Genomic DNA, 20,965 nt, shown 5'->3' on the forward strand with positions numbered 1-20,965 from the left:
GGGAAGGCGATCCCATATCAGGGATAGCATCCTGAATATGGGAATCGACACGGCCGCCGACGAGCGGCTGGCACAACGGCTCGCCGAACTGCGGGTCGAACGCGGCTGGACCCTGGAGGAGTTGGCCCGGCAGGCCGACGTCAGCCGGTCCACGCTCTCGCGGGTGGAACGGGCCGAGGTCAGCCCGACCGCCGCGCTGCTGGGGCGCCTGTGCGCCGTGTACGGGCGGACCATGTCCCGGCTGCTCGCCGAGGTGGAGTCCGGACCGGCCCCGCTGGTGCGCGCCGGCGAGCAGCAGGTGTGGCAGGACGAGGCGAGCGGCTTCGTCCGTCGCTCCGTCTCCCCGCCGCACAGCTCGCTGCACGCCGAGATCATCGAGGGCCGGCTCCCGGCCGGAGCCGACATCGCCTACGACCGCCCCTGCCTGCCCGGCCTGGAACACCACCTCTGGCTGTTCGAGGGGCAGTTGGAACTGAGCCTGGACGGCAGGCCGCACCTGCTCGGCCCCGGCGACTGCCTGCGCTACCGCTCCGGCACCAGCCGCTTCCGCAGCCTCGGCCCGGCCGAGGCCCGCTACGCCCTCGTGGTGGTCGAGCCGTGAGCGCCGCCCCCGGTTCCGTACCGGCGAAGGAGCGTTTCGACGCCGCCGGCCGCCGTGTCCTGCTGGTCTGCGTCGCGGGCGGCTTCACCACCCTGATCGACCAGTCCGTCCTCAACACCTCCGTCCCCGCCCTGCGGGAGACCCTGCACGCCCAGCCCGCCCACCTGCAGTGGATCGTCGCCGGGTACTCCCTCGCCTTCGGCCTCGCGCTGATACCCGGCGGGCGGCTCGGCGACGTCAAGGGCCGCAAGTGGTTCTTCGTCACCGGGCTCGCCCTGTTCACCCTGGTCAGCCTGGTCTCCGCGACCGCCACCGACCCGACGGTGCTGATCGCCGCCCGGCTCGTCCAGGGCGCCGGCGCGGGCCTGGTCAACTCCCAGATGATCGGCACCCTCCAGGACGTCTTCGACGGGCAGCTGCGCGCCCGCGCCCTCGGCATGTACGCCGTCACCGGCAGCCTCGCCTTCGCCCTCGGCCCACCGATCGGCGGCCTGGTGCTCGCGGCGGCCGGCCCCGGAACGGGCTGGCGGCTCACCTTCCTGCTCAACGTCCCGTTCGGCCTGGCCACCCTCGCCCTGGCCGTCCGCCACCTGCCGAAGCCCCGCCCAGCCACCCGGCACGCCGACCTCGACCTGCTCGGCCTGCTCCTGGTCGGGGCGCTCACCCTGGCCCTGATGCTGCCCTTCGTCCAGCCACCCGGCTGGGCGGGCTGGTTCGCCTTCGCCGCCGGCGCCCTGGCGCTGCTCGGCGCACTGATCGGCTGGCAGCGCCGCTACGCCCGCACCGGCGGTCACCCGCTGATCCACCCCGCGCTCACCCGCTCCGCGCCGTACGCGCTCGGAACGGCCACCGCGATGGCCCAGTTCGGCTCCTCGCTGGCCGCCTCCCTGGTGCTGACCATGTTCCTCCAGGACGGCCTGGGCCTGTCCCCGATGGGTGCCGCCCTGGTCTCACTGCCCTCGGCGCTGGCCATGGCCACCGCCTCCGCGCTCGCCTGGCGCGTGGTGCAACGGCTCGGCCGACGCACCGTCACCATCGGGATGACCGGCTCCGCGCTGGCCATGCTGCTCAGCGGGTTCGTCGCCCACTGGGCGCCCGCCGCCGTACTGCCCTGGCTGCTCGCCCTGCTCCAACTGCTCAGCGGCGCCTCGGTCGGCCTGATGGGCTCCACCAACCAGGCCTACGTACTGCGCCACGCGCCGGCCGAGGCGGCCGGGGTGAGCGGGGCGATCCTGCAGATGGCACAGCGGATCGCGGCGGCCGTCGCGGTCTCCGCGCTGTCCGGGGTCTACCTGCGGGAGACGGCCGGGGGCGGCGGCCACCGCTCCGCCTACCTGACCGCCAGTCTGGTCTGCGCGGCGGTGGCCGGACTCGCCGTGCTGGCCTCGGTGTTCGCCGGCCGGGTCGGCGGGCCGGAGCAGCCGGCGGAGCAGCCGGTCACGGTGAGCCGAGGGCGAACAGCCGTCCGGTGACGGCCGCCGCGCGCGTACGGTGGCGGGCATGACGACAGTACGGACGGTGCGGCTGCCCGAACTCACCCTGGCCTACCGCGAGAGCGGACGCCCCGACGGCCCGCCGCTGGTGCTGCTGCACGGCCTCGGCGAGCGCGCCGCCGACTGGGACACGGTGCTGCCCGACCTCGCTCCCCGCCACCACGTGTACGCGCTCGACCTGCGCGGCCACGGCGACAGCGGACGCACCGCCGCGTACGGCCTGGAGGAGATGAGCGAGGACGTGCTCGCCTTCCTCGACGCGATCGGTCTCGACCGGATCGCCCTGGTCGGCCACTCGATGGGCGGCGCCGTCGCCTACCTGCTGGCCCAGTCCGCGCCCGAGCGGATCGACCGGCTGGTCCTGGAGGAGATTCCCGCCCTCCACCCGCGCCCGTCGAGCGTGCCGCCCGGGGGAGCGGACGAACCGGCGCACTTCGACTGGGCGATGGTCCGGGCCGTCAAGGCGCAGCTCGACACCCCGGACCCGGCCTGGCGGGAGGGGCTGGCCCGGATCACCGCGCCCACCCTGGCCGTCGCGGGCGGCCCCACCAGCCACGTCCCCCAGGAGCGGATCGCCGAACTCGCCCGGCTGATCCCGGACTGCCGACTGGTCACCATCGAGGCCGGTCACCTGGTGCACAGCGCACGCCCGGCCGAGTTCATCGCCGCCGTGGCCCCGTTCCTGGAGGCCTGAGCCGCGACGCCCCGGCGCCTCCTACGTCCGGTCCCGGCGCCATCGACTGACCGGGACCCAGCCGGATCCCCACCCGAGCGCCGTGGTGCCGGCTGCGGTCAAGGTGCCGGGCAGCCCCCCACCGGTCGCGGCCGGCTCCGCTGCCGGTCACACCCCCTGCTCGGCGGGCAGCCGCCCGCTGCGCACCGCCGCCACCAGCTCCGCGTGGTCGGCCTCGGTGCGGTCCGCGTAGGCGACGGCGAAGGCGGCGACCGCGTCGTCCAGCGCCTCGCTCTTGCCGCAGTACCCGGCCAGCAGGCCCGGGTCGGCGGTGTGGGCGTGGGCGCGGGCCAGCAGGGCGCCGGTGATCCGGGCGTAGTCGTCCAACTGGGCGGGCAGCAGCGCGGCCGGGTCGACGCTGCCCTTGCGGTTGCGGAACTGCCGTACCTGGTAGGGGAGTCCGTCGACGGTGGTCCAGCCGAGCAGGGTGTCGCTGACCACCTGCATGTGCTTCTGGCCGAGCACCACCCGCCGGCCCTCGTGCTCCTCCTCCGTGCGCGGCCGGTGGCCGCCGAGGTACGGCAGCAGCACGGACGGCCGGGCCTCCTTCACCTGGAGCACCAGCGGCTGGTCCCGGTGGTCGGTGAGCAGCACCACGTACGAGCGGGTGCCGACACTGCCGGTGCCGACCACCCGGAACGCCACGTCCTGCACCCGGTGGCGGGCCAGCAGGGTGCGGACCTCGGCGGGCACCGTCGCCACGTACGGGCCGAGCGCCTCGGCCACCGCCCGGGCGGTCGCGTCGGTGACCCGGGTGAGCACCGGCGGAGCGGCCGTGAACCGCCAACCGCCGTCCGCGGTACGGGTGGTGCTGCGGGCGGCGAACCGGGCGCTGGTGTTGCCGAGGGCCTTCGCGCCGACCTTCCGCAGCACCTCGGTGAGGTCGTGCGCCTCGGCGAAGGACACCAACTGCTCGTCCGCCACGGCGTTCCAGGCGTCCAGGGCGGGGAGCTTGGCGAGCGTGCGCACGGTGCGGCGGTAGGAGCCCGCCGCGTGCCGGGCGGCCGCGCGGGCGGTGGTCTCGCTCGCCCCGGCCTCCCGGCCCGCCAGGACCAGGCTGGCGGCGAGCCGCTTGAGGTCCCACTCCCAGGGGCCGGGCACGGTCTCGTCGAAGTCGTTGATGTCCATGACCAGTTGGCCGCGCGCATCGCCGTACAGCCCGAAGTTCGCCGCGTGCGCGTCCCCGCACAGCTGCGCCGTCACGCCGGTCACCGGCGTGCCCGCGAGGTCGGCGGCCATCAGACCGGCCGAGCCGCGCAGGAAGGCGAACGGAGTGGCGGCCATCCGGCCGATCCTGATCGGTACCAGGCCCGCGATCCGGCCCGCGTTGGACGCCTTCAGTGCCGCCACCGCGGTGGGCCGGTCGGCCGCGGGCGTGAACTCCGCGTGCCGTTCCCGGGGGATCCGGCCCCGCAGGGCCTTCCCCTGCTCGCGCGCCCGGTGCGCCCGGCCGTCCGGCCCGGTCGCGAACCCGGGGACGGTGAACGTCCGCCGCCCGGTGGTGGTCCCGATGTCCGTCACTGTTCCCCGCCCGCCCTGCTCGAACTCCCGCCCGTGACCTGCACGGACGGCTCATCAGGGGGAGTGACGTCCGGCGTCGCGCGGTGGTTCCTGGGGCGGGGGCGGGGATGTGAAGGGCGGGGCCGCACGTAGTCTGGGTCGGGTGAACGATCTCCGGACGGGCCTGGCGGCCCGACTCCCCGCCGCCGCGGCCGCGTTGCTCACGGTGGCGGCCGGCCTGGGCGTGCGCGCCGCGATGACCGGTGACCCGGCCAAGTACGCGGGCGACGCGCTCTACACCGTCCTGGTCTACGCCCTGGTGGTGCTGGTCGTGCCCGGGGTGCGGCCGGTGCGGGCCGCGCTGGTGGCGGCCGGGGTGAGCTGGGCGGTGGAGCTGTTCCAGGCGACCGGGCTGCCGGACGCGTGGGGGCGGCACAGCGGGCTGGTGCACCTGGTGCTCGGGTCGACCTTCAATCCGCCGGACCTGTTCTGGTACCTGGTCGGCGCGGGCGGCGCCGCACTGCTCCACCGGGTGCTGCGGTCCGGTGGGACCGCAGCACCCGTCGACGCCGACTGACGTACCGTCAGAGGGGAAGCAGCTCAGGCCGCTTGGCCTCGACGTGGTCGCCCGAGGACTCGCCGCGCAGGCGGCGGCCGACCCACGGGATCAGGTGCTCGCGGGCCCACTGGAGGTTCTCGCGCCGCTGGTCGGCGGGGGTGAGGACGCGGGCGGTCGGCCACGGGGCCTCAGGGTCGTCCGCGGTGCGCAGGCCCAGCGAGCGGGCGGCCAGCAGGGCGACCCGCTGGTGCCCCTCGGGGGAGAGGTGCAGCCGGTCCTCGCTCCAGGCGCGGCGGTCCTGCACCGCGCGCAGCGACCACAGGTCGGCCACCTTGCAGTCGTAGCGGTCGGCGACCGCGCGCATGTGGCCGTTGTAGGTGGCGATCTTGCCGCGCAGGTGCTTGAGCAGCGGCACCTCGCGGGTGTCGAACCCGGTGCAGATCAGCACCGTCCCGGCGTTCTCGGCCAGTTGGGCGACGGCGGCCTCGAAGCGACCGGCCACCTCGTCCGGGTCGCTGCCGGGCCGCAGGATGTCGTTGCCGCCGGCGCAGAAGGTGACCAGGTCGGGCTGCAGCCGGCGGACCTGCGGCACCTGCTCGGCCACGATCTGGTCCAGCAGCCGTCCGCGCACCGCCAGGTTGGCGTAGCGGAAGCCGCCCGGCGGCCTGCCCTCGGCGAGCATCCCGGCCAGGCGGTCGGCCCAGCCGGCGAAGGCGCCGTCGGCACCGGGGTCGTTCAGACCCTCGGTGAAGCTGTCCCCGAGGGCGGCGTACGAACTGAGGTCAAGGGTCTCCTGGAGGTTCGGCATGAAAGAGATAGTTCACCCATTCAAGTGACCTACGCCACCGTAGGTGAACGTGGCGGCACGTGAGATGGGCCACGTACCCGGCGCCGCCGGTTACCCGGCCGGTCGCCATCCCGTGGAGGTCGCGTGCGCACCGCCCCGCCGCAGAGCGCGTACCGCAGAGCGCCGCTCCCCGGAAAGCACAAGATCCGTGCCCCCTTCCGCTTTCCGGCCCGTCCGGCCCATGCTCGACGTACGGCGCGCCGCACCGGCCGCCGTTCTTCCTGGGGGAACAACCGGACCATGAACCTCTCCGAGAACTGGACCGTCGACGACCGCTGCACCAACTGCGACGTGGCCCGGCAGCTCGCGCCCGACCTGATCCGCGAGCACGCCCGCAAGTCCGAGCTGATCCGCCAGCCGCGCGACGAGGCCGAGCAGCGGCAGCTGCTCGCCGCCGCCCACGCCTGCCCGACCCGCTCGATCCGCCCCGGCACCGGCCGGCTCGACCCGGCCACCGACCCCTTCCCGCTCGCCCTGGACGAGCACGGCGAGGTGCTGCTGCTCGGCCACAACTCCCGGCAGACCGCGGGCGCCAACTCCTACCTGTGCCGCCGGCCCACCGGCTGGGTGATGGTCGACACGCCCCGCTACAGCGAGGCGCTCGCCGCCCGCTACCAGGCGCTCGGCCCGGTTACCGACGTCCTGCTCACCCACCGCGACCACGCGGCGCACGGCCGGGAGTACGCCGACCGGCTGGGCGCCCGGCTCTGGATCCACGAGGGCGACCTCGCCGCCGCCCCCGACGCCGACGAAGTGCTGCGCGGCACCGACCCGGTGGAGATCTCGCCCGGACTGGTCGCCCATCCCTTCCCCGGCCACACCCTGGGCAGCGTGCTGTACGTCGCCGACCGGCGCTACTGCTTCAGCGGCGACAGCCTGTACTGGTCCCGCACCACCCGGGACATCGAGGTGCAGGAGGCGGTGACCTGGTACTCGATCGAGGAGCAGTCCGCCTCGCTGGACCGCAGCCTGGACGCGCTGTGCTTCGAGTGGCTGCTGCCGGGCCACGGCGACAAGCAGCGGATGCCGGCCGGGGAGGCGCAGCGCCGGCTGCGCGCCCTCGCCGTCCGAGCCCGGGAGCTGCGGACCGAGCCGGTGGACTTCGCCGCCGTGCGCTGGTAGCCCCGGCGGCCGTGCGCGGGTGGCCCCCGGCGGCAGGGCCGTGCGCCGGGGCTCGCGCCGGTGCGCGGGGGGTTGCGCCCGCCGGGAACGCCCGCGCGGGTGTGCGAACGGGATCAGCGGGGCAGCCGCCTCTGGAGCGACGCGTACCCCAACCCCGCGATCCGAGGACGGTCGACCGATGTCCACGCACACCCAGGCGCGCACGGCGCGGCCTCGGCGCTACCTGATGTGCCGGCCCACCCACTTCACGGTGGACTACGCGATCAACCCGTGGATGGACCCGGCGCAGCCCACCGACACCGACCTCGCCGTGCGCCAGTGGGAGCGGCTGCACCGCACCTACCGGCGCCTCGGCCACACCGTCGAGCTGATCGACCCGGTGCCGGGCCTGCCCGACATGGTCTACGCCGCCAACGGCGCGACCGTGCTGGACGGCCGCGCCCTGGTGGCCACCTTCCGCTACCCGGAGCGGGCCGCCGAGTCGGAGGCCTACCAGTCCTGGTTCCGCCTGCGCGGTTACCGCGCGGTGCGCCGCGCCGGGCACGTCAACGAGGGCGAGGGCGACCACCTGGTGGTGGGCCGCCGGGTGCTCGCCGGGACGGGCTTCCGCACCTCACGGGCCGCGCACGCCGAGGCGGAGCAGCTGTTCGGCGTGCCGGTGGTCAGCCTGACCCTGGTCGACCCGCGCTTCTACCACCTGGACACCGCGCTGGCCGTCCTCGCCGACGACCACGTCATGTACTACCCGGAGGCCTTCGACGCCGACAGCCGCTCGGTGCTGCGCACCCTCTACCCGGACGCGATCCTCGCCGACCGGGCCGACGCCGAGGTGTTCGGGCTGAACGCGGTCTCGGACGGCCGCCGGGTGCTGCTCCCGGAGGCGGCCAAGAACCTGGCGGGGCGGCTCGTCGAGCACGGCTACGAGCCGATCCCGGTGGACGTCTCCGAGTTGCTGAAGGGCGGCGGCGGGGCCAAGTGCTGCACCCTCGAACTCAGGCCGTGACGGCCCGCGTCACGCGGTGACCAGCAACACCTCCAGGGTGCGCGGCCCGTGCACCCCCTCGACCCGGTCCAGCTCGATGTCGCTGGTGGCCGACGGCCCGGAGATCCAGGCCTGCGGGCGCGCCGGGTCGAGCCGGGGCAGCGCCAACGGGACGGAGGCGACGACCTGCTCCGGCGCCCGCACCACGCAGAGGTGGTGGTCGGGGACGAGCGAGAGCAGCCGCCGGCCCTGACCGGGCCCGGCGTCCAGCACGATCGTCCCGGTCTCGGCGATCGCCAGTGCGCAGCCGGTGACCACGCTGTCCACGGCGTCCAGCCGGGCGGCGGTGAGGCTCCCGTCGTCCGGCAGCAGCTCGACGCCGTCCGCCGCCGCGAGCCGGCCGTCCGCCGCCGCGAGCCAGCCGTCCGGCAACCCGGCCGGCACGGCGACCGTGCGGCTGCCGCGCGCGGCGAGCAACCCGGCGATGCGGACCGGGAGTTCCGCCTCGGTGCAGCGGTGCACCAGGGCCCGGTAGTCGGCCAGGTTGCGGTGCAGGAGGTCGAGCAGCGCGGCCGGATCGCCGGCCGGGGCGTGGGCGCTCACGTAGCCACGTGGCAGCGGCTGTTCGTCCACCGTTCCGGTGTCACCGAGCGCGGCCCGGATCCGTCCGAGGATCAAGTCCCTTGATGTCACGTGCGGTTCCTCCGCCACCAGTCGCGGAACGGTTCGGCGGGCACCTCCGGCAGGTCCCGGCTGTCGGTCCAGGCCCGTCCGGGCCCGGGCAGCCGGCGCGGGTGCAGGGCTCGGGTGCGCCCGGCCAGCCGCTCGGCGGCCGCGAGCGCCGCCGGGTGGTCCAGGACGTACCCGGCGGCGGCCATCGCGGCCCGCTCCAGCGGGTGGCCGCCCTGCTCGGCGACCCGTTCGCGCAGGTGCACCAGCACCTCGGGGATGTCGATGGCCACCGGGCACACCTCGTAGCAGGCCCCGCAGAGCGAGGAGGCGTACGGCAGTGAGGCGTCCACCGGGCTTGCGGTACCGCGCAGTTGGGGGGTGAGAACGGCACCGATCGGCCCGGGGTAGACCGAGCCGTAGGCGTGCCCGCCGGCCCGCTCGTACACCGGGCAGACGTTGAGGCAGGCCGAGCAGCGGATGCAGCGCAGGGCCTGTCGGCCGACCTGGTCGGCCAGTGCGGCGGTGCGCCCGTTGTCGAGCAGCACCAGGTGGAACTCGGACGGACCGTCGCCCGGTGTCGTCCCGGTCCAGAGCGAGGTGTAGGGGTTCATCCGCTCGGCGGTGGAGGAGCGCGGGAGCAGCTGGAGGAAGACTTCGAGGTCCCGCCAGGTCGGCACGACCTTCTCGATGCCGACCACGGAGATCAGGGTGCGCGGCAGGGTGAGGCACATCCGGCCGTTGCCCTCGGACTCGACCACCACCAGGGTGCCGGTCTCGGCGACCATGAAGTTGGCTCCGGAGACGGCCACTTCGGCGCGCAGGAACTTCTCCCGCAGGTGCAGCCGGGCGGCCTCGGCGAGTTCGGCGGGGGAGTCGGTCAGGCCCTCGGGCGCCGGGCGTCCCCAGGCGGCCATCCGGTCGGCGAAGATCTCCCGGATCTCGGCGCGGTTGCGGTGGATCGCCGGGACCAGGATGTGCGAGGGCCGGTCCTCGCCCAACTGCACGATCAGCTCGGCGAGATCGGTTTCGTAGGCGGTGATCCCCTCGGCGGCCAGCGCCTCGTTGAGCCCGATCTCCTGGGTGGTCATCGACTTGACCTTGACCACCTCGGTCCTGCCGGTGGCCCGGACCAGCCCGGCGACGGTCCGGTTGGCCTCCTCGGCGTCCGCCGCCCAGTGCACGGTGCCGCCGGCCGCCGTGACGGACTCCTCCAACTGCACCAGGTAGCGGTCGAGATGGCGCAGGGTGTGGTCCTTGATCGCCTTCCCGGCCGCGCGCAGCTCGGCCCAGTCGGGGAGTTCGGCGACGGCCCGGGCCCGCTTGTCGCGGATGGTGTGGGTGGCGTGCCGCAGGTTGGCGCGCAACTGCCCGTCCCGTACCGCGCGGGCGGCGGCCTGCGGGAAGGCGGGCATGCCCAGGAAGGTGTTCGTCACGACGGCCTCCAGGGGTGCTCCTCGGTGCCGGCCAGGATCTCCGCGAGGTGCAGCGGCCGCAGTGCGTCACCCCGCCGGCGCAGGGTGCCGCCGAGGTGCAGCAGGCAGGAGTTGTCGGCGCCGCACAGCACCTGGGCCCCGGTGCCGAGGGCGTTGGCGAGCTTGTCCTCGGCCATCGCCGCCGAGACCGCCGCGTTCTTGACGGCGAAGGTCCCGCCGAAGCCGCAGCACTCCTCCGCCCCCGGGAGCTCCACCAGCTCCAGGCCCTTGACGGCGCGCAGCAGCCGCAGCGGCCGCTCGCCCAGCCCGAGCACCCGCAGGCCGTGGCAGGAGGGGTGGTAGGTGACGGTGTGCGGGAAGTACGCGCCGACGTCCTCGACCCCGAGCACGTCGACCAGGAACTCGGTGAGCTCGACCACCCGGGGCGTCAGGGCCAGGGCGGCGTCGGTGAGTTCACTGCCCCGGCCCTCGGCGGCGGCCCGGGCGCCGATTCGCGGATAGTTGTCCCGGACCATCGCCACGCAGGAGCCGGAGGGCGTCACCACGTGGTCGTACCCGGCGAAGGCGCGGGCGGTCCGGCGCACCAGCGGCTCGCAGGCCCGGCGGTAGCCGGTGTTGTACTGCGGTTGCCCGCAGCAGGTCTGTCCGGCGGGGAAGTCCACCGTGACGCCCAGGCGTTCCAGCAGCCGCACGGTGGCGACCGCCGTGGCGGGGAACAGTGCGTCGTTGACGCAGGTGGCGAACAGCGCGACCCGCAACCCGAGCTCCTCACGTCGAAACGGCACCGGCCCGTCCGTGATCGTAACGGGCGGGCCGGTGCCGGTGAAGGAGGCCGCGGAGGAACGTTCGCGGGGCTCAGGCGCCGGCGCCGAGCCAGAGGTCCGGGCCGAACACCTCGTAGTGGATGTCCGCCGCCGGGACGCCCGCCTCGATCAGCTGCCCGCGCACGGCGCGCAGGAAGGGCAGCGGGCCGCAGAGGTAGGCGGTCGTGCCGGCCGGGACCTCGACGGTCGACAGGTCGACCAGGCCGGTGCGCTCGGCCGGCCACTCGCCGAGCGGCTGCTCGTAGAAGACGTGGGCGGTGGCGTCGGCCAGCTTGGCGGTCAGGTGCTCCAGGTCGGCGCGGAAGGCGTGGCTCAGCTGGTCGCGGTCGCCGTGCACCGAGATGACCCGCCGGGTGGAGCCGTTGGCGGCCAGGTGGTCGAGCATCGCGGTCATCGGGGTGTTGCCGATGCCGGCCGAGGCGAGCAGCACCGGGCCGTCGCCCTCGGCGAGGAAGACGTCGCCCAGCGGGGGAGCCAGCTCGACGGTGTCACCGGCGTGCAGGTTGTCGTGCAGGTGGCCGGAGACCTCGCCGTCGCGCTTGACGCTGAAGCGCAGCGCGTCGTCGGCGCCGCCGGACAGGCTGTACTGGCGGATCTGGTGGGCGCCGTCGGGCAGCTCGGCGCGCACCGAGACGTACTGGCCGGGGCGGGAGGCCGGGAAGGGGCGGCCGTCGGCCGGGCGGACCAGGTAGGTGGTGACGGTATCGGTCTCCTGGTGGCGGGCGACCACGGTGTACGGGCGCCACAGGTCGGCCTGGTCGCCGCCGGCCGCGGCCTCCGCGCGCAGCCGCTCCTCGATGGCCGTCAGGGCGTTGGCCATCAGCCAGTAGACCTCGTCCCAGGCGGCGGCCACCTCGGGGGTGACGGCCTCGCCGAGCACCTCGACGATCGCGGCGAACAGGTGCTCGTGGACGGCCTTGTACTGCTCGTTGTCGATGCCGACCGAGACGTGCTTGTGGGCGATCCGCGCGAGCATCGCGTCCGGGCGCTGGTCGGGGTGGGCGACCAGCGCGGAGGCGAAGGCGGCTATCGAGCCGGCCAGTGCCTCGCGCTGGGTGCCGTTGGCCTGGTTGCCCCGGTTGAACAGGTCGCGCAGCAGCTCCGGGTGCGCGGCGAACAGCCGGTCGTAGAAGCGCGCGGTGATGTCACCGATCGCGGCGCCCACGACGGGCAGGGTGGCCTCGACGACCTCGGCGGATTTCGCGGACAGCATCAGGGAAGCTCCTGACTGGTAGCTGAGAACTGGTATCTGAGACTCGCATTAAAGGCCGTGGGCGCCGACCGACCCCGGGGGGGGAGGGGGTCAGTCGGCGGGTCCGGCGGAGAGGCCGAGCAGCACCGGTCCGGTGGGGGAGGCCACCAGGTCGTCGATGCTGAGCGCGTCGAGCGCGGCGAAGAACGCCTCCTGGGCGGTGCGCAGAGCCCCGCGCAGCCGGCAGGCGGCCCGCAGCGGGCACGGCGGGTCGTCCTCGCAGCCGACCACGTCGCCGACGCCCTCCAGCTCGCGCAGCAGCAGGCCGAGCGAACCGGTCCGCCCGGCGAAGGTGATCGTCAGCCCGCCGCCGCGTCCGCGCCGGGCCTCCACCACCCCGAGGTGCTGCAGCCTGCTGACCACCTTCGCCGCGTGGGTGTACGGCACGCCGACCGCCTCGGCCACCTCGCGGGTGGTCGGGTTCTCGCCCTCGCCGAGTACGGCGAGCCGCATCGCGATGCGGAGGGCGATGTCGGTGCTCTTGGTCAGCCTCACGATCGAACGCTAGACGAATACGACTCCAGAACTCCAATTTCCCGGCCGATTCGGCCTGAGACCCTGGTCACGTCGCCGTCGGGGCGGGTTCGCACGGTCGGTGGATCCGGGGAGTGGAACGGCTTCGGTGACCGCATCTCGGTCCAATCCGAACAGTTGGCGACATTACCGATCAGCTCCTGACCTGCCATCAGCGGTCGATCTACGCTTCCCCCGGCTCCGGAGCCACGTCATGCACCACACCCCTCCGCCGACTCCCCTGGAGATTCCGTGAGATCACGTCGTGCACCCCGGCGCACCTGGACGGCCGTGGCGGCGATATCGGCCGCCACGGCCGCACTGCTCTCCCAGCCCGCCACCGCCGGGGCCGCCGCGCCCGCGCCGACCGTGGCCGCCCACCTGCCGGTGGCGCCCTACCCGGCCGGGGTGGCGCTCACCCCGGACGGCGCCCGGGCCTACGTGACCAGCCAGAGCAGCGGCACGGTGAGCGTCCTGGACACCGGCAGCAAGGCGGTGACCGGCAGCTTCACCGCCGGGACGGGCTCCTACGCGGTCGCCGTCTCACCCGACGGGCACCGGGCCTACCTGACCCACCACCTCGACAACACGGTCAGCGTGGTGGACACCGCGACCAACACCGTCACCGCGACCGTCCCGGTGGGCGTCCAGCCCTGGGGCCTGGTCCTGTCGCCGGACGGCACGCGCGCCTACGTCAGCAATGCCGGGGCCGGCACGGTGAGCGTGCTGGACACGTCGTCCGGCACCGTCACGGCCACCGTCCCGGTCGGTGCCGAGCCGCACGGGCTCGCCGTCTCGCCCGACGGCAAGCACCTGTACGTCGCGGCCTCCGGCGCCAAAGCGGTGAACGTGGTCGACACCGTGACCAGCACGGTGAGCGCCACCGTTCCGGTCGGCCACAGCGCCTTCGGCCTCGCGCTCAGCCCGGACGGCAGCCGGCTGTGGGCCGCCGACGGCGACGACACCACGGCCGCCGTGCTCGACACCGGAGCCGGCACCCTGCTCGGCACCGTCACCGTCGGCAACGGCCCGTACTCGGTCAGCCTCGCCCCGGACGGCTCCACCGCGTACGTGTCCAACTACGGCGACAACACCCTGAGCGTGATCGACGCGGCGAGCCGGACCGTCACCGCGACGGTGCCGGTCGGCGCCGGCCCGTACACCCTGGCGCTGAGCGCCGACGGGCGGCGCGGCTACCTGGCCGACTTCACCGGCAACGCCGTCGACGTGCTGGGCTTCCCGCTGCCGGTACCCGTGGTCACCGGGATCAGTCCGAACGGCGGCTCGGGGGTGGGCGGCACCACGGTGACCGTCACCGGCACCGACCTGAACGGCGCCACCGGCGTCACCTTCGGTGCGGCCGGCCCGGCCACCTCCTTCAGCTGCACGCGGACCAGCTGCACCGCCACCGCCCCGGCCACCACGGTGACCGGACCGGTCGACGTCCAGGTCACCACCCCCGGCGGCACCAGCGCGGCCGTCGCCGCCGACCGCTTCAGCTACACCGCGCCCAGCGCCCACCTGGGCGTCGCGCTCGCCGCCACCCCGGTGACCAGCCTGTTCGCGAGCCGGGTCGACTACACCGTCACCCTCACCGGACAGGGCCCCGACCCGGTCACGGCGGCCACCGTCTCCGCCGCCCTGCCCGCCGGGCTGACCACCACCTCCGGCGACTGCACCGTCGCCGGGGGCAAGCTCACCTGCGCCCTGACCGCCCCGCTCGCCAAGGGCGCCAGCACCACCCGGCACTTCTCCGTCGGGGGCGCCGGGCTGAACGTGCTCGCCTCCTGGAGCATCACGGTGGCCCGTACGGCCGGCGCTCCCGCCGACCCCTCGCCCACCACCAGCAAGGACAGCCGCAGCTGCACCTCCGCGCTCGGCCTGCTGATCACCTGCAGCTGAGCGGCCCGCCGTCGAGCCCCACGCGTCGAGCCCCACGCGTCGGACCCCGATGAGCCCCGGCCGGATCCCGGCCGGGGCTCTCCCGCACCTCCTGCTGGACGAAGTGTCCGATCCGGACGTACAGTCCATCCATGCCTGCCGAAACCCCCGACCCGCGCGTGCGGACCTGGTCACCGGTCTGCCGCGCCGTGGCGCTGCTGCTCGGGCCCTATGCCGAGGTGGTGCTGCACGACCCCGCCACCGACCGGGTGCTCGCCATCTGGAACCCCATGACCACCCGCGCTCCCGGAGACCCTTCGCTGCTCGGCGAACTGGACGGGCTCGGCCCGTCCGCGCCCGACGTCTACGGGCCGTACGAGAAGCTGCTGCCGGACGGCCGACGGCTCTCCTCGGTCAGCGCGGTGCTGCGGGACGAGGCCGGCCGGGCCGCGGCGGTGCTCTGCGTCAACCTGGACCGCGGACCGCTGGAGCAGGCCGCCGCCCTGCTGGCGAACTTCGCCGCGCCCACCGCCTCCCGCCCCGAGCCGCTGTTCGAACGCGACTGGACGGAGCGGATGAACGACGTGATCGGCGGCCACGTCCGCGCGCAGGGCCGGCCGCTGGAACGCTTCACCCGCGAGGACCGGCTCGCCGTCCTGCGCGAACTGGACGAGGCCGGGGTGTTCGCCGTCCGCCGCGCCGTCCCCGCCGTCGCCACCGCACTGCGGATCTCCCGCTCCACCGCCTACGCCCTGCTCGCCGAGCTCAAGCACCCGGCCGGCCCGAGGAAGGACTGAGAAACAGATGACCCGGCTTCCCGACTTCCGGCTCGAAACCTACTTCAGCCGCTGGGAGTTCACCGCCCGCCACCACCTCACCGCCTCCGACGCCCAGACCATGACGATGGCCGAACTCCTCGCCCTGGCCGGCCCCGAGGACCGCGAGGCCTGGGACACCCTCGCGCTCGGCTACACCGAGACCTTCGGCGACCCGGGCCTGCGGGAGGCGATCGCCGGCATGTACGAGCAGGTCGGGGCGGACGACGTGATCTGCTTCGGCGGCGCCCAGGAGGGCATCAACCTCGCCATGCAGGTGCTGCTCGAACCGGGCGACCACGCGGTGGTGCTGACCCCCAACTACCAGTCGGCGGAGACGATTCCGCTGTCCCTCTGCGAGGTCACCGGCGTCGCGCTGGACGAGCGGCAGGACTGGGCGCTCGACCTGGACGCCGTCGAGGCGGCACTGCGGCCGAACACCAAGGTGCTCTCGGTCAACTTCCCGAACAACCCGACCGGCGCGCTGATCCCCGCCGCCGACTTCGCCCGCCTCACCCAACTCTGCGAGGAGCGCGGCATCCGGCTGTTCTCGGACGAGGTCTACCGCGGCCTGGAACGCGACCGGGACCGCACCCTGCCGCAGGCCGCCGACCTCTCCACCACGGCCCTCTCGCTCAACGTGACCTCCAAGTCCCTCGGCCTGCCCGGCCTGCGGATCGGCTGGATCGCCTGCCGGGACCGCGCGCTGCGCACCCGTCTGGAGCGGGCCAAGCACTACACCACCATCTGCAACTCGGCGCCCAGCGAGGTGCTGGCCCGGATCGCCGTCACCGCCCGCGAGCGGATCCTGGCGCGCAACCGGGGCATCATCGCCGAGAACCTGCCGGAGTTCGACGCCTTCTTCGCCGAGTTCCCCGAGCTCTTCGAGTGGCGGGCCCCGGAGGGCGGCTGCGTCGCCTACCCGCGCTACCTCGGCCCGGACGGTGTGGAGGACTTCTGCACCGCCCTGGTCGAGCAGGCCGGCGTGCTGCTGATGCCCGCGAGCATGTTCCGCTCCGAACTCACCCCCACCCCCACCGACCGCTTCCGGATCGGCGTCGGCCGCCGCGACCCCGGCCCCGCCCTGGAGGCCTTCGCCGACTGGCTGCGCAAGCGCCGGGTGTAGTGCCTGTCCGGCGCACACGACGACGCCGGGGCGCCGATCAGCGGATCGGCACCCCGGCTGCGGCGACCGCGGGGGTCAGAGCTTCTGCCAGGCCGGCTTGGCCGCGTAGGTGTCGCGGAAGTAGTCGGCGAGCTTGAGGCGGGAGGCGGCGGCCTCGTCGACCACCACGGTGGCGTGCGGGTGGAGCTGCAGCGCCGAGGCGGGGACGGCCGCGGCCAGTGGGCCTTCGACGGCCAGGGCGACGGCCTCGGCCTTGGCCTCGCCGGTGGCCAGCAGGACCAGGTGGCGGGCCTCCAGGATGGTGCCGATGCCCTGGGTGATGACGTGGTGCGGGACCTCGTCGATGCTGTCGAAGAAGCGGGCGTTGTCCACCCGGGTCTGCCGGGTCAGGGTCTTGATCCGGGTCCGGGAGGCGAGCGAGGAGCACGGCTCGTTGAAGCCGATGTGGCCGTCCGTGCCGATGCCGAGCAGCTGGAGGTCCACGCCGCCGGCCTCGGCCAGCGCGCGGTCGTAGGCGGTGGCCGCCTCGGCGATGTCGGCCGCGTTGCCGTCCGGGCCCAGGAAGGAGTCCTCGGTCAGGCCGAGCGGCTCGACGACCTCGCGCAGCACCACCGAGCGGTAGGACTCCGGGTGGCCGGCCGGCAGGCCGACGTACTCGTCCAGCTGGCAGATGCGCGCCCGGGAGGCGTCCAGGCGGCCGTCCCGGACCCGCTCGGCGAGGGACTGGTAGATCGGCAGCGGGGTCGAACCGGTCGCGACACCGAGCAGGGCGTCGGGCTTGACGGTCAGCAGATCGGTGATCGCCGCGGCGATGAGTTCGCCGGCCGCTGAGGCGTCGGGGACGATCACGATTTCCATACTGGATCCACCGTTCTGAGGCGAGGCTGAGGTCTAGACCTCCGAGGTCTAGACCAGTTTGCCGTGAACGGGCCCCTCCGGTCCACCCGGGCCCGCCGGTGCCGGGGCTCGGGCGTTCGCCCTGGTGCGGGCTCGGCGAGGCCCGGCGGAGCTCGCCGACGGTTCTCCGGCGGTTCTCCGGCGGCCTCCGGTGCGGAACGTGCGAGGAGCCGGGGCCCGTGAAGGCCCCGGCTCCCTGCGCCCTGTCGTGCGGGCTGCCCTGTCTTACGGATGCCGTTCCACGGGTGAACGGCCGGGGGTCCTGACCGTGGGGGTCAGAACGGGTTGGTACAGGTGGTCACCTGCTTGCTGGCGTCCAGCGCCGGGCCGGCGGTGGCGCAGATGATGTGGGGGGCGGGGCCGGTGACCTTCGGGGTGGCGGCCTGGACGGAGCCCAGTCGGACGGCGGACGCGCTGGCGACCGGCTCCCACGGGCTGCCCCAGGCCTGCTGGGAGCGCACCTCTACCTGAACCATCGTCAACTGCGTGGGGTCCGCGTTGACCTGGGCTATGCCGACGATGCCGTCACCGTCGACCTGGTGCGTGATGCAGGGGCGGTTGAGCACCGTGGCGCAGGCGACGGTGCCGGCCTCGGACGTCGCCGTGGCGGCCATGGCGGGAGCAGCCGAAAGCGCTGCGATCCCTGCCGCCGCCATCATCACGGCTGTAATCCGAGTGCGCATGATACGAACCTCCTTGGAAATGAAGGGAATCTCACTTGGTGAGATGAGTCTTGCACACATCCTGGGATTTGCATGTGTGCGTTGCGTCACACTCATGGTGACTGTTCAACTACTGGCTGCAATCGTTCGCCCAGTGTTCAGTGTGCGGACAGATCGCAGCCTGACGGAGGATCAGTCGGTGGGGCGGCGGAGCCGTCCGCCGCCGGACCGTCGCGCCGCCGTGCGCGGGTGCCGACGCCGCGGCCCGGTGACCGAAGTCGTCACAGGTCAGCGCCGGGATCCCCCGAGCGGGCTCCTCCGGTTCGGCCGTCTGTTCCAACCCCTCGGCGTGCAAAGGGTCGTGGGCCTTCTTGAACTGTACCCAAGCCCCGGCCGGGCCGCCTGCCGGGCGGACGGCGGTGGGGTGCGTGGTGCGGAAGAGGGCCGAGTTGAGCCCGATGCGTCGTGCCCGGTACGCCAACACCGCTTCTTTGACCGGAGCTTGAATCACCCTTTTACCGGCCGGGCAGGGCGAACCGCGCCCGGCCGGGGGTCGCCCCTCCGGGCAACTCGACGCAGCGCACCCGGGGTTGGCCGTGTTCCTTCACTCGTCCGGGTGGCGCCTTGCCACCCGGGCGAATCGGACGGATACCATCGAGCCGATCCCACGGAGGTGGCTGCGTGGACACGGTCATCGTGCAACTGCCCGGTCCGGGGCCGGATCCGGCGCCCGGGGCGGTGCCCGGACTGCTGCGGATGGGCCCCGGCGAGGCCGCGGTGTTCGGACGGGGCGAGCCCGGGCGGCCGGTCGCCATCCCACTGCCCGACCAGGGCGTCTCCCGGCGCGCCGGCGAGGTGGTCGCCGCCGAGGACTACTGGCGGCTGTCCAACTTCAGTACCACCGCGACCTATGTGGTCGAGAACCTCGAAGGCGCCGGGGAGCACATCAAGGTGGCCCCCGGGCGCCTCGGCGCACCCGTCCCGTTCGAGCTGTCCCGCGTCCTGCTGCCCGCCCTCGGCGAGCCCGCCGCCTTCAAGGTCTTCGCCCCCCAGCACGCCTACCTGGACGGCCACCCGGGCGGCGCCGACGGTGAGCGCACCGTCAGCCCCTTCGCCCTGGACCCGACCGCCAAGTACTTCCTGGTGCTGCTCGCGCTCTGCGAACCCCGGCTGCGCTCGCCCTCCACCGCCGCCGTCCCCGGCGCGACCGAAGTGCTCGCCCGGCTGCGCGCCCTGCCCTCCTGCCGGGGGCTGACCCGCTCGGCGGTGAACTACCACATCGACTACCTGGTCGGGACCAAGCTGCGGCTGCGCGAGCCGTACGAGGAGGGCCCGGCGGGCGGCAAGCGGGAGGAACTGGTCGCGCTGGCCCTGCGGTTCGACCTCGTCCGGGAGGAGCACCTGGCCCTCCTCCCGCCCCGGCGCCCGGTCGCGCGGCCGTGACGCCGCCCCGGGAGCACGGCGCCACCCCCGGTGCCGAGCCCCCGCAGGAGCGGCCCGCCGCCGCGCCGCCGCCCTTCGAGGTGCCCGACGGCTACCCGCTGGCGGGCTACCGCACCGGCGCCTTCCTCGGCGCGGGCGCCTGGGGCAGCGTCTACGCCGCCGAGGGCCCGGACGGTACCCCGGTCGCCGTCAAGCTCCTCGGCCCGGCCCGCTCCACCCCCGGTCAGCGTCGCACCCTGGCCCAGATGGCCGCCGGCGAGCTGCGCTTCAGCCGCCGCGCCGACCACCCCCACCTGATCCGCACCCTCGCCGTGGTCACCGTCGAGGACCCCGGCCACCCCGAACTGGACGGCGCCGTCGCCCTGGTGATGGAGCGCGCCGCCCGCAGCCTGCAGGACGTCCTGGCCGCCGCACGCCCCGGAACGCCGGTGCCCGGCGCCCAGCGGATCCTCACCGAGGTCTGCGCCGGACTGACCCACATGCACCGCGCCGGCTGGGTCCACGGGGACCTCAAACCGGCCAACATCCTGCTGATGCCCGACGGCACCGCCAAGATCGCCGACTTCGGCCTCACCGCCGAGCTGGAGGGCACCCACGCCTACGCCCCGCCGCTCGGCTCGCCGGACCACGTCCCGCCCGAGTGGTGGTCCCAGCGCACCGGCGCGCGCGGGGTCGCGCTGCGCCCGAGCGCCGACGTCTGGGCCTTCGGGGTGATCGCCCACCAGCTGTTGACCGGCGGGCTGCACCCGTTCCTCGGAGCCACCGCCCGGGCCAGGTCGCTGGCCGCCCAGGCGTACGCGCGCGGCGTCGCCCCGCTGCGGCCGGACCAGGCGCTGCCCGCCCTCTGGCGGCCGGTGGTGGCGGCCTGCCTGATGGCCGACCGGGAGGAACGCGCCCGCACCGACCTCGCCGCACTGGTCGCCCGTGCCACCGCCCGCCCGGCCGGGCGCCGCGAGGCCGTCCGGGCCGGCGCCGGCCTGGTGGCCTGCGCGGCCGTCCTGCTCGCCCTGACCGGCGGCCCCGAACCCCGCGCCCCGGGCGCGCACCGCGCCGTGCCGCCGCTGCCCGGGGCGATCCCGGTCGGCTCCGACGTCCCGGTGGCCTACCGGGGCATGATCGAGGACGCCGCCCGGCGCTGCCCCGAGCCGGAGATCACCCCGGTCCTGCTGGCCGCGATGCTCAAGGCGGAAAGCGGCTTCGACCCGAACGCGGCCCGCCCGGAGACCGGGGAGTACGGCATCGCGATGTGGACGCCCGCCGTCTTCGAAGCCTGGGCCAAGGCCGCCAACCACGACGGACCGAAGTCCTACCTGGACCCCGGTGACGCGATCGCCGCGATGGGCAACTACGTCTGCTGGCTCGACCAGCAGATAAAGCGCCGCGGCTTCACCCGGGACCTGCCGGCCCTGGTGGCCGCCGCCTACCGCACCAGCGACAAGTCGGTGGCGGCCGCCGGGGGAGTCCCGGAGCGGGTCCGCCCGCACGTCGACAAGGTCCTCCGCTACCTAGCCGACTACGGAGAGTAACTGCCCAATTCGGGAGGAGTTGTGCCACATCCGTACGGATCCCGGCGCGGGCGTCCGGGCGACCGGCCGGCGGTCTGGGATCCT

At 74.2% G+C, this 20,965-nt stretch carries 20 protein-coding genes; 11 read left to right on the forward strand and 9 right to left on the reverse strand.

Annotation, left to right across the window (positions count from 1 at the left end):
* Nucleotides 1-37 precede the first annotated feature (37 nt).
* Genes ACIRVF_RS25460 through ACIRVF_RS25470 form a run of 3 tightly spaced genes read left to right on the forward strand, consistent with a single transcriptional unit; the run spans nt 38 to nt 2,788 of the window.
* Nucleotides 38-601: a helix-turn-helix domain-containing protein gene (locus tag ACIRVF_RS25460; RefSeq protein ID WP_402822064.1), complete on the forward strand. Its 564-nt coding sequence runs from the start codon at nt 38-40 to the stop codon at nt 599-601.
* Nucleotides 598-2,073: an MFS transporter gene (locus ACIRVF_RS25465; protein ID WP_402822067.1), complete on the forward strand. Its 1,476-nt coding sequence runs from the start codon at nt 598-600 to the stop codon at nt 2,071-2,073. Before ACIRVF_RS25460 ends, ACIRVF_RS25465 begins: the two co-directional genes overlap by 4 nt.
* A 28-nt stretch (nt 2,074-2,101) precedes the next feature.
* Nucleotides 2,102-2,788 (forward strand): alpha/beta fold hydrolase, encoded by a 687-nt coding sequence (locus tag ACIRVF_RS25470; RefSeq protein ID WP_402822070.1) that lies wholly within the window; start codon nt 2,102-2,104, stop codon nt 2,786-2,788.
* A gap of 147 nt (nt 2,789-2,935) precedes the next feature.
* On the opposite strand, the gene ACIRVF_RS25475 is transcribed toward ACIRVF_RS25470, so the two are convergent.
* Complete coding sequence (locus tag ACIRVF_RS25475) at nt 2,936-4,348, reverse strand: DUF2252 domain-containing protein (RefSeq protein ID WP_402822073.1); 1,413 nt, start codon at nt 4,346-4,348, stop codon at nt 2,936-2,938.
* A 142-nt stretch (nt 4,349-4,490) separates the two neighbouring features.
* Here ACIRVF_RS25475 and ACIRVF_RS25480 point away from each other — a divergent pair, with 142 nt between their 5' ends.
* Nucleotides 4,491-4,904 carry a DUF2809 domain-containing protein gene (locus ACIRVF_RS25480; RefSeq protein ID WP_402822076.1) on the forward strand — a complete coding sequence of 138 codons (414 nt, stop codon included), beginning with the start codon at nt 4,491-4,493 and terminating at the stop codon, nt 4,902-4,904.
* Nucleotides 4,905-4,911: 7 nt separating this feature from the next.
* Here ACIRVF_RS25480 and ACIRVF_RS25485 read toward each other — a convergent pair whose 3' ends face one another.
* A complete protein-coding gene (locus ACIRVF_RS25485; RefSeq protein ID WP_402822079.1) occupies nt 4,912-5,694 on the reverse strand; it encodes an SGNH/GDSL hydrolase family protein in 783 nt (260 codons plus the stop codon).
* A 279-nt stretch (nt 5,695-5,973) separates the two neighbouring features.
* Here ACIRVF_RS25485 and ACIRVF_RS25490 point away from each other — a divergent pair, with 279 nt between their 5' ends.
* Together ACIRVF_RS25490 and ddaH are read left to right on the forward strand one after the other, a co-directional pair.
* Nucleotides 5,974-6,855 (forward strand): 4Fe-4S domain-containing protein, encoded by an 882-nt coding sequence (locus tag ACIRVF_RS25490; RefSeq protein ID WP_402822082.1) that lies wholly within the window; start codon nt 5,974-5,976, stop codon nt 6,853-6,855.
* Between the two features lie 178 nt (nt 6,856-7,033).
* Complete coding sequence (gene ddaH, locus ACIRVF_RS25495) at nt 7,034-7,858, forward strand: dimethylargininase (RefSeq protein WP_402822085.1); 825 nt, start codon at nt 7,034-7,036, stop codon at nt 7,856-7,858.
* Between the two features lie 9 nt (nt 7,859-7,867).
* On the opposite strand, the gene ACIRVF_RS25500 is transcribed toward ddaH, so the two are convergent.
* From ACIRVF_RS25500 to ACIRVF_RS25520, 5 genes are all read right to left on the reverse strand, one after another.
* On the reverse strand, nt 7,868-8,530 hold the full coding sequence (locus ACIRVF_RS25500) for a lactate utilization protein C (protein ID WP_402822088.1): 663 nt from the start codon (nt 8,528-8,530) through the stop codon (nt 7,868-7,870).
* Nucleotides 8,527-9,942 (reverse strand): lactate utilization protein B, encoded by a 1,416-nt coding sequence (locus ACIRVF_RS25505; protein WP_402822091.1) that lies wholly within the window; start codon nt 9,940-9,942, stop codon nt 8,527-8,529. Before ACIRVF_RS25505 ends, ACIRVF_RS25500 begins: the two co-directional genes overlap by 4 nt.
* Entirely contained in the window at nt 9,939-10,700 is a 762-nt protein-coding gene (locus ACIRVF_RS25510; RefSeq protein ID WP_402822439.1) for a (Fe-S)-binding protein, read from the reverse strand. The genes ACIRVF_RS25505 and ACIRVF_RS25510 overlap by 4 nt, the downstream gene beginning before the upstream one ends.
* Nucleotides 10,701-10,797: 97 nt before the next feature.
* Entirely contained in the window at nt 10,798-11,979 is a 1,182-nt protein-coding gene (locus tag ACIRVF_RS25515; protein ID WP_402822094.1) for a globin domain-containing protein, read from the reverse strand.
* 90 nt (nt 11,980-12,069) lie between these two features.
* Complete coding sequence (locus ACIRVF_RS25520) at nt 12,070-12,513, reverse strand: RrF2 family transcriptional regulator (RefSeq protein WP_402822097.1); 444 nt, start codon at nt 12,511-12,513, stop codon at nt 12,070-12,072.
* 270 nt (nt 12,514-12,783) lie between these two features.
* Between ACIRVF_RS25520 and ACIRVF_RS25525 the strand changes: the two genes are divergently transcribed.
* The 3 genes from ACIRVF_RS25525 (at nt 12,784) to ACIRVF_RS25535 (ending at nt 16,353) form a co-directional block, all read left to right on the forward strand.
* A complete protein-coding gene (locus ACIRVF_RS25525; RefSeq protein ID WP_402822100.1) occupies nt 12,784-14,433 on the forward strand; it encodes a beta-propeller fold lactonase family protein in 1,650 nt (549 codons plus the stop codon).
* Nucleotides 14,434-14,564: 131 nt separating this feature from the next.
* Complete coding sequence (locus tag ACIRVF_RS25530) at nt 14,565-15,209, forward strand: transcriptional regulator (protein ID WP_402822103.1); 645 nt, start codon at nt 14,565-14,567, stop codon at nt 15,207-15,209.
* A 7-nt stretch (nt 15,210-15,216) separates the two neighbouring features.
* Entirely contained in the window at nt 15,217-16,353 is a 1,137-nt protein-coding gene (locus ACIRVF_RS25535; RefSeq protein WP_402822106.1) for an aminotransferase class I/II-fold pyridoxal phosphate-dependent enzyme, read from the forward strand.
* A 75-nt stretch (nt 16,354-16,428) separates the two neighbouring features.
* On the opposite strand, the gene nagB is transcribed toward ACIRVF_RS25535, so the two are convergent.
* Together nagB and ACIRVF_RS25545 are read right to left on the reverse strand one after the other, a co-directional pair.
* Nucleotides 16,429-17,211: a glucosamine-6-phosphate deaminase gene (nagB, locus tag ACIRVF_RS25540; protein WP_402822109.1), complete on the reverse strand. Its 783-nt coding sequence runs from the start codon at nt 17,209-17,211 to the stop codon at nt 16,429-16,431.
* Nucleotides 17,212-17,525: 314 nt separating this feature from the next.
* Nucleotides 17,526-17,933 (reverse strand): hypothetical protein, encoded by a 408-nt coding sequence (locus ACIRVF_RS25545; RefSeq protein ID WP_402822111.1) that lies wholly within the window; start codon nt 17,931-17,933, stop codon nt 17,526-17,528.
* Nucleotides 17,934-18,593: 660 nt separating this feature from the next.
* Between ACIRVF_RS25545 and ACIRVF_RS25550 the strand changes: the two genes are divergently transcribed.
* Complete coding sequence (locus ACIRVF_RS25550; protein ID WP_402822113.1) at nt 18,594-19,355, forward strand: serine/threonine protein kinase; 762 nt, start codon at nt 18,594-18,596, stop codon at nt 19,353-19,355.
* Nucleotides 19,352-20,881: a serine/threonine-protein kinase gene (locus ACIRVF_RS25555; protein ID WP_402822115.1), complete on the forward strand. Its 1,530-nt coding sequence runs from the start codon at nt 19,352-19,354 to the stop codon at nt 20,879-20,881. Before ACIRVF_RS25550 ends, ACIRVF_RS25555 begins: the two co-directional genes overlap by 4 nt.
* The last annotated feature ends 84 nt before the right edge of the window (nt 20,882-20,965 follow it).

This window comes from Kitasatospora sp. NPDC101157, from assembly GCF_044768255.1.
GTDB lineage: Bacteria > Actinomycetota > Actinomycetes > Streptomycetales > Streptomycetaceae > Kitasatospora.

Bases quoted from the DNA above. Each gene is read 5' to 3' on its own strand.
- ACIRVF_RS25460 (WP_402822064.1), top strand. From the start codon at position 38: ATGGGAATCGACACGGCCGCCGACGAGCGGCTGGCACAACGGCTCGCC.
- ACIRVF_RS25470 (WP_402822070.1), top strand. From the start codon at position 2,102: ATGACGACAGTACGGACGGTGCGGCTGCCCGAACTCACCCTGGCCTAC.
- ACIRVF_RS25485 (WP_402822079.1), bottom strand. From the start codon at position 5,694: ATGCCGAACCTCCAGGAGACCCTTGACCTCAGTTCGTACGCCGCCCTC.
- ACIRVF_RS25490 (WP_402822082.1), top strand. From the start codon at position 5,974: ATGAACCTCTCCGAGAACTGGACCGTCGACGACCGCTGCACCAACTGC.
- ddaH (WP_402822085.1), top strand. From the start codon at position 7,034: ATGTCCACGCACACCCAGGCGCGCACGGCGCGGCCTCGGCGCTACCTG.
- ACIRVF_RS25515 (WP_402822094.1), bottom strand. From the start codon at position 11,979: ATGCTGTCCGCGAAATCCGCCGAGGTCGTCGAGGCCACCCTGCCCGTC.
- ACIRVF_RS25530 (WP_402822103.1), top strand. From the start codon at position 14,565: ATGCCTGCCGAAACCCCCGACCCGCGCGTGCGGACCTGGTCACCGGTC.
- ACIRVF_RS25535 (WP_402822106.1), top strand. From the start codon at position 15,217: ATGACCCGGCTTCCCGACTTCCGGCTCGAAACCTACTTCAGCCGCTGG.
- nagB (WP_402822109.1), bottom strand. From the start codon at position 17,211: ATGGAAATCGTGATCGTCCCCGACGCCTCAGCGGCCGGCGAACTCATC.
- ACIRVF_RS25545 (WP_402822111.1), bottom strand. From the start codon at position 17,933: ATGCGCACTCGGATTACAGCCGTGATGATGGCGGCGGCAGGGATCGCA.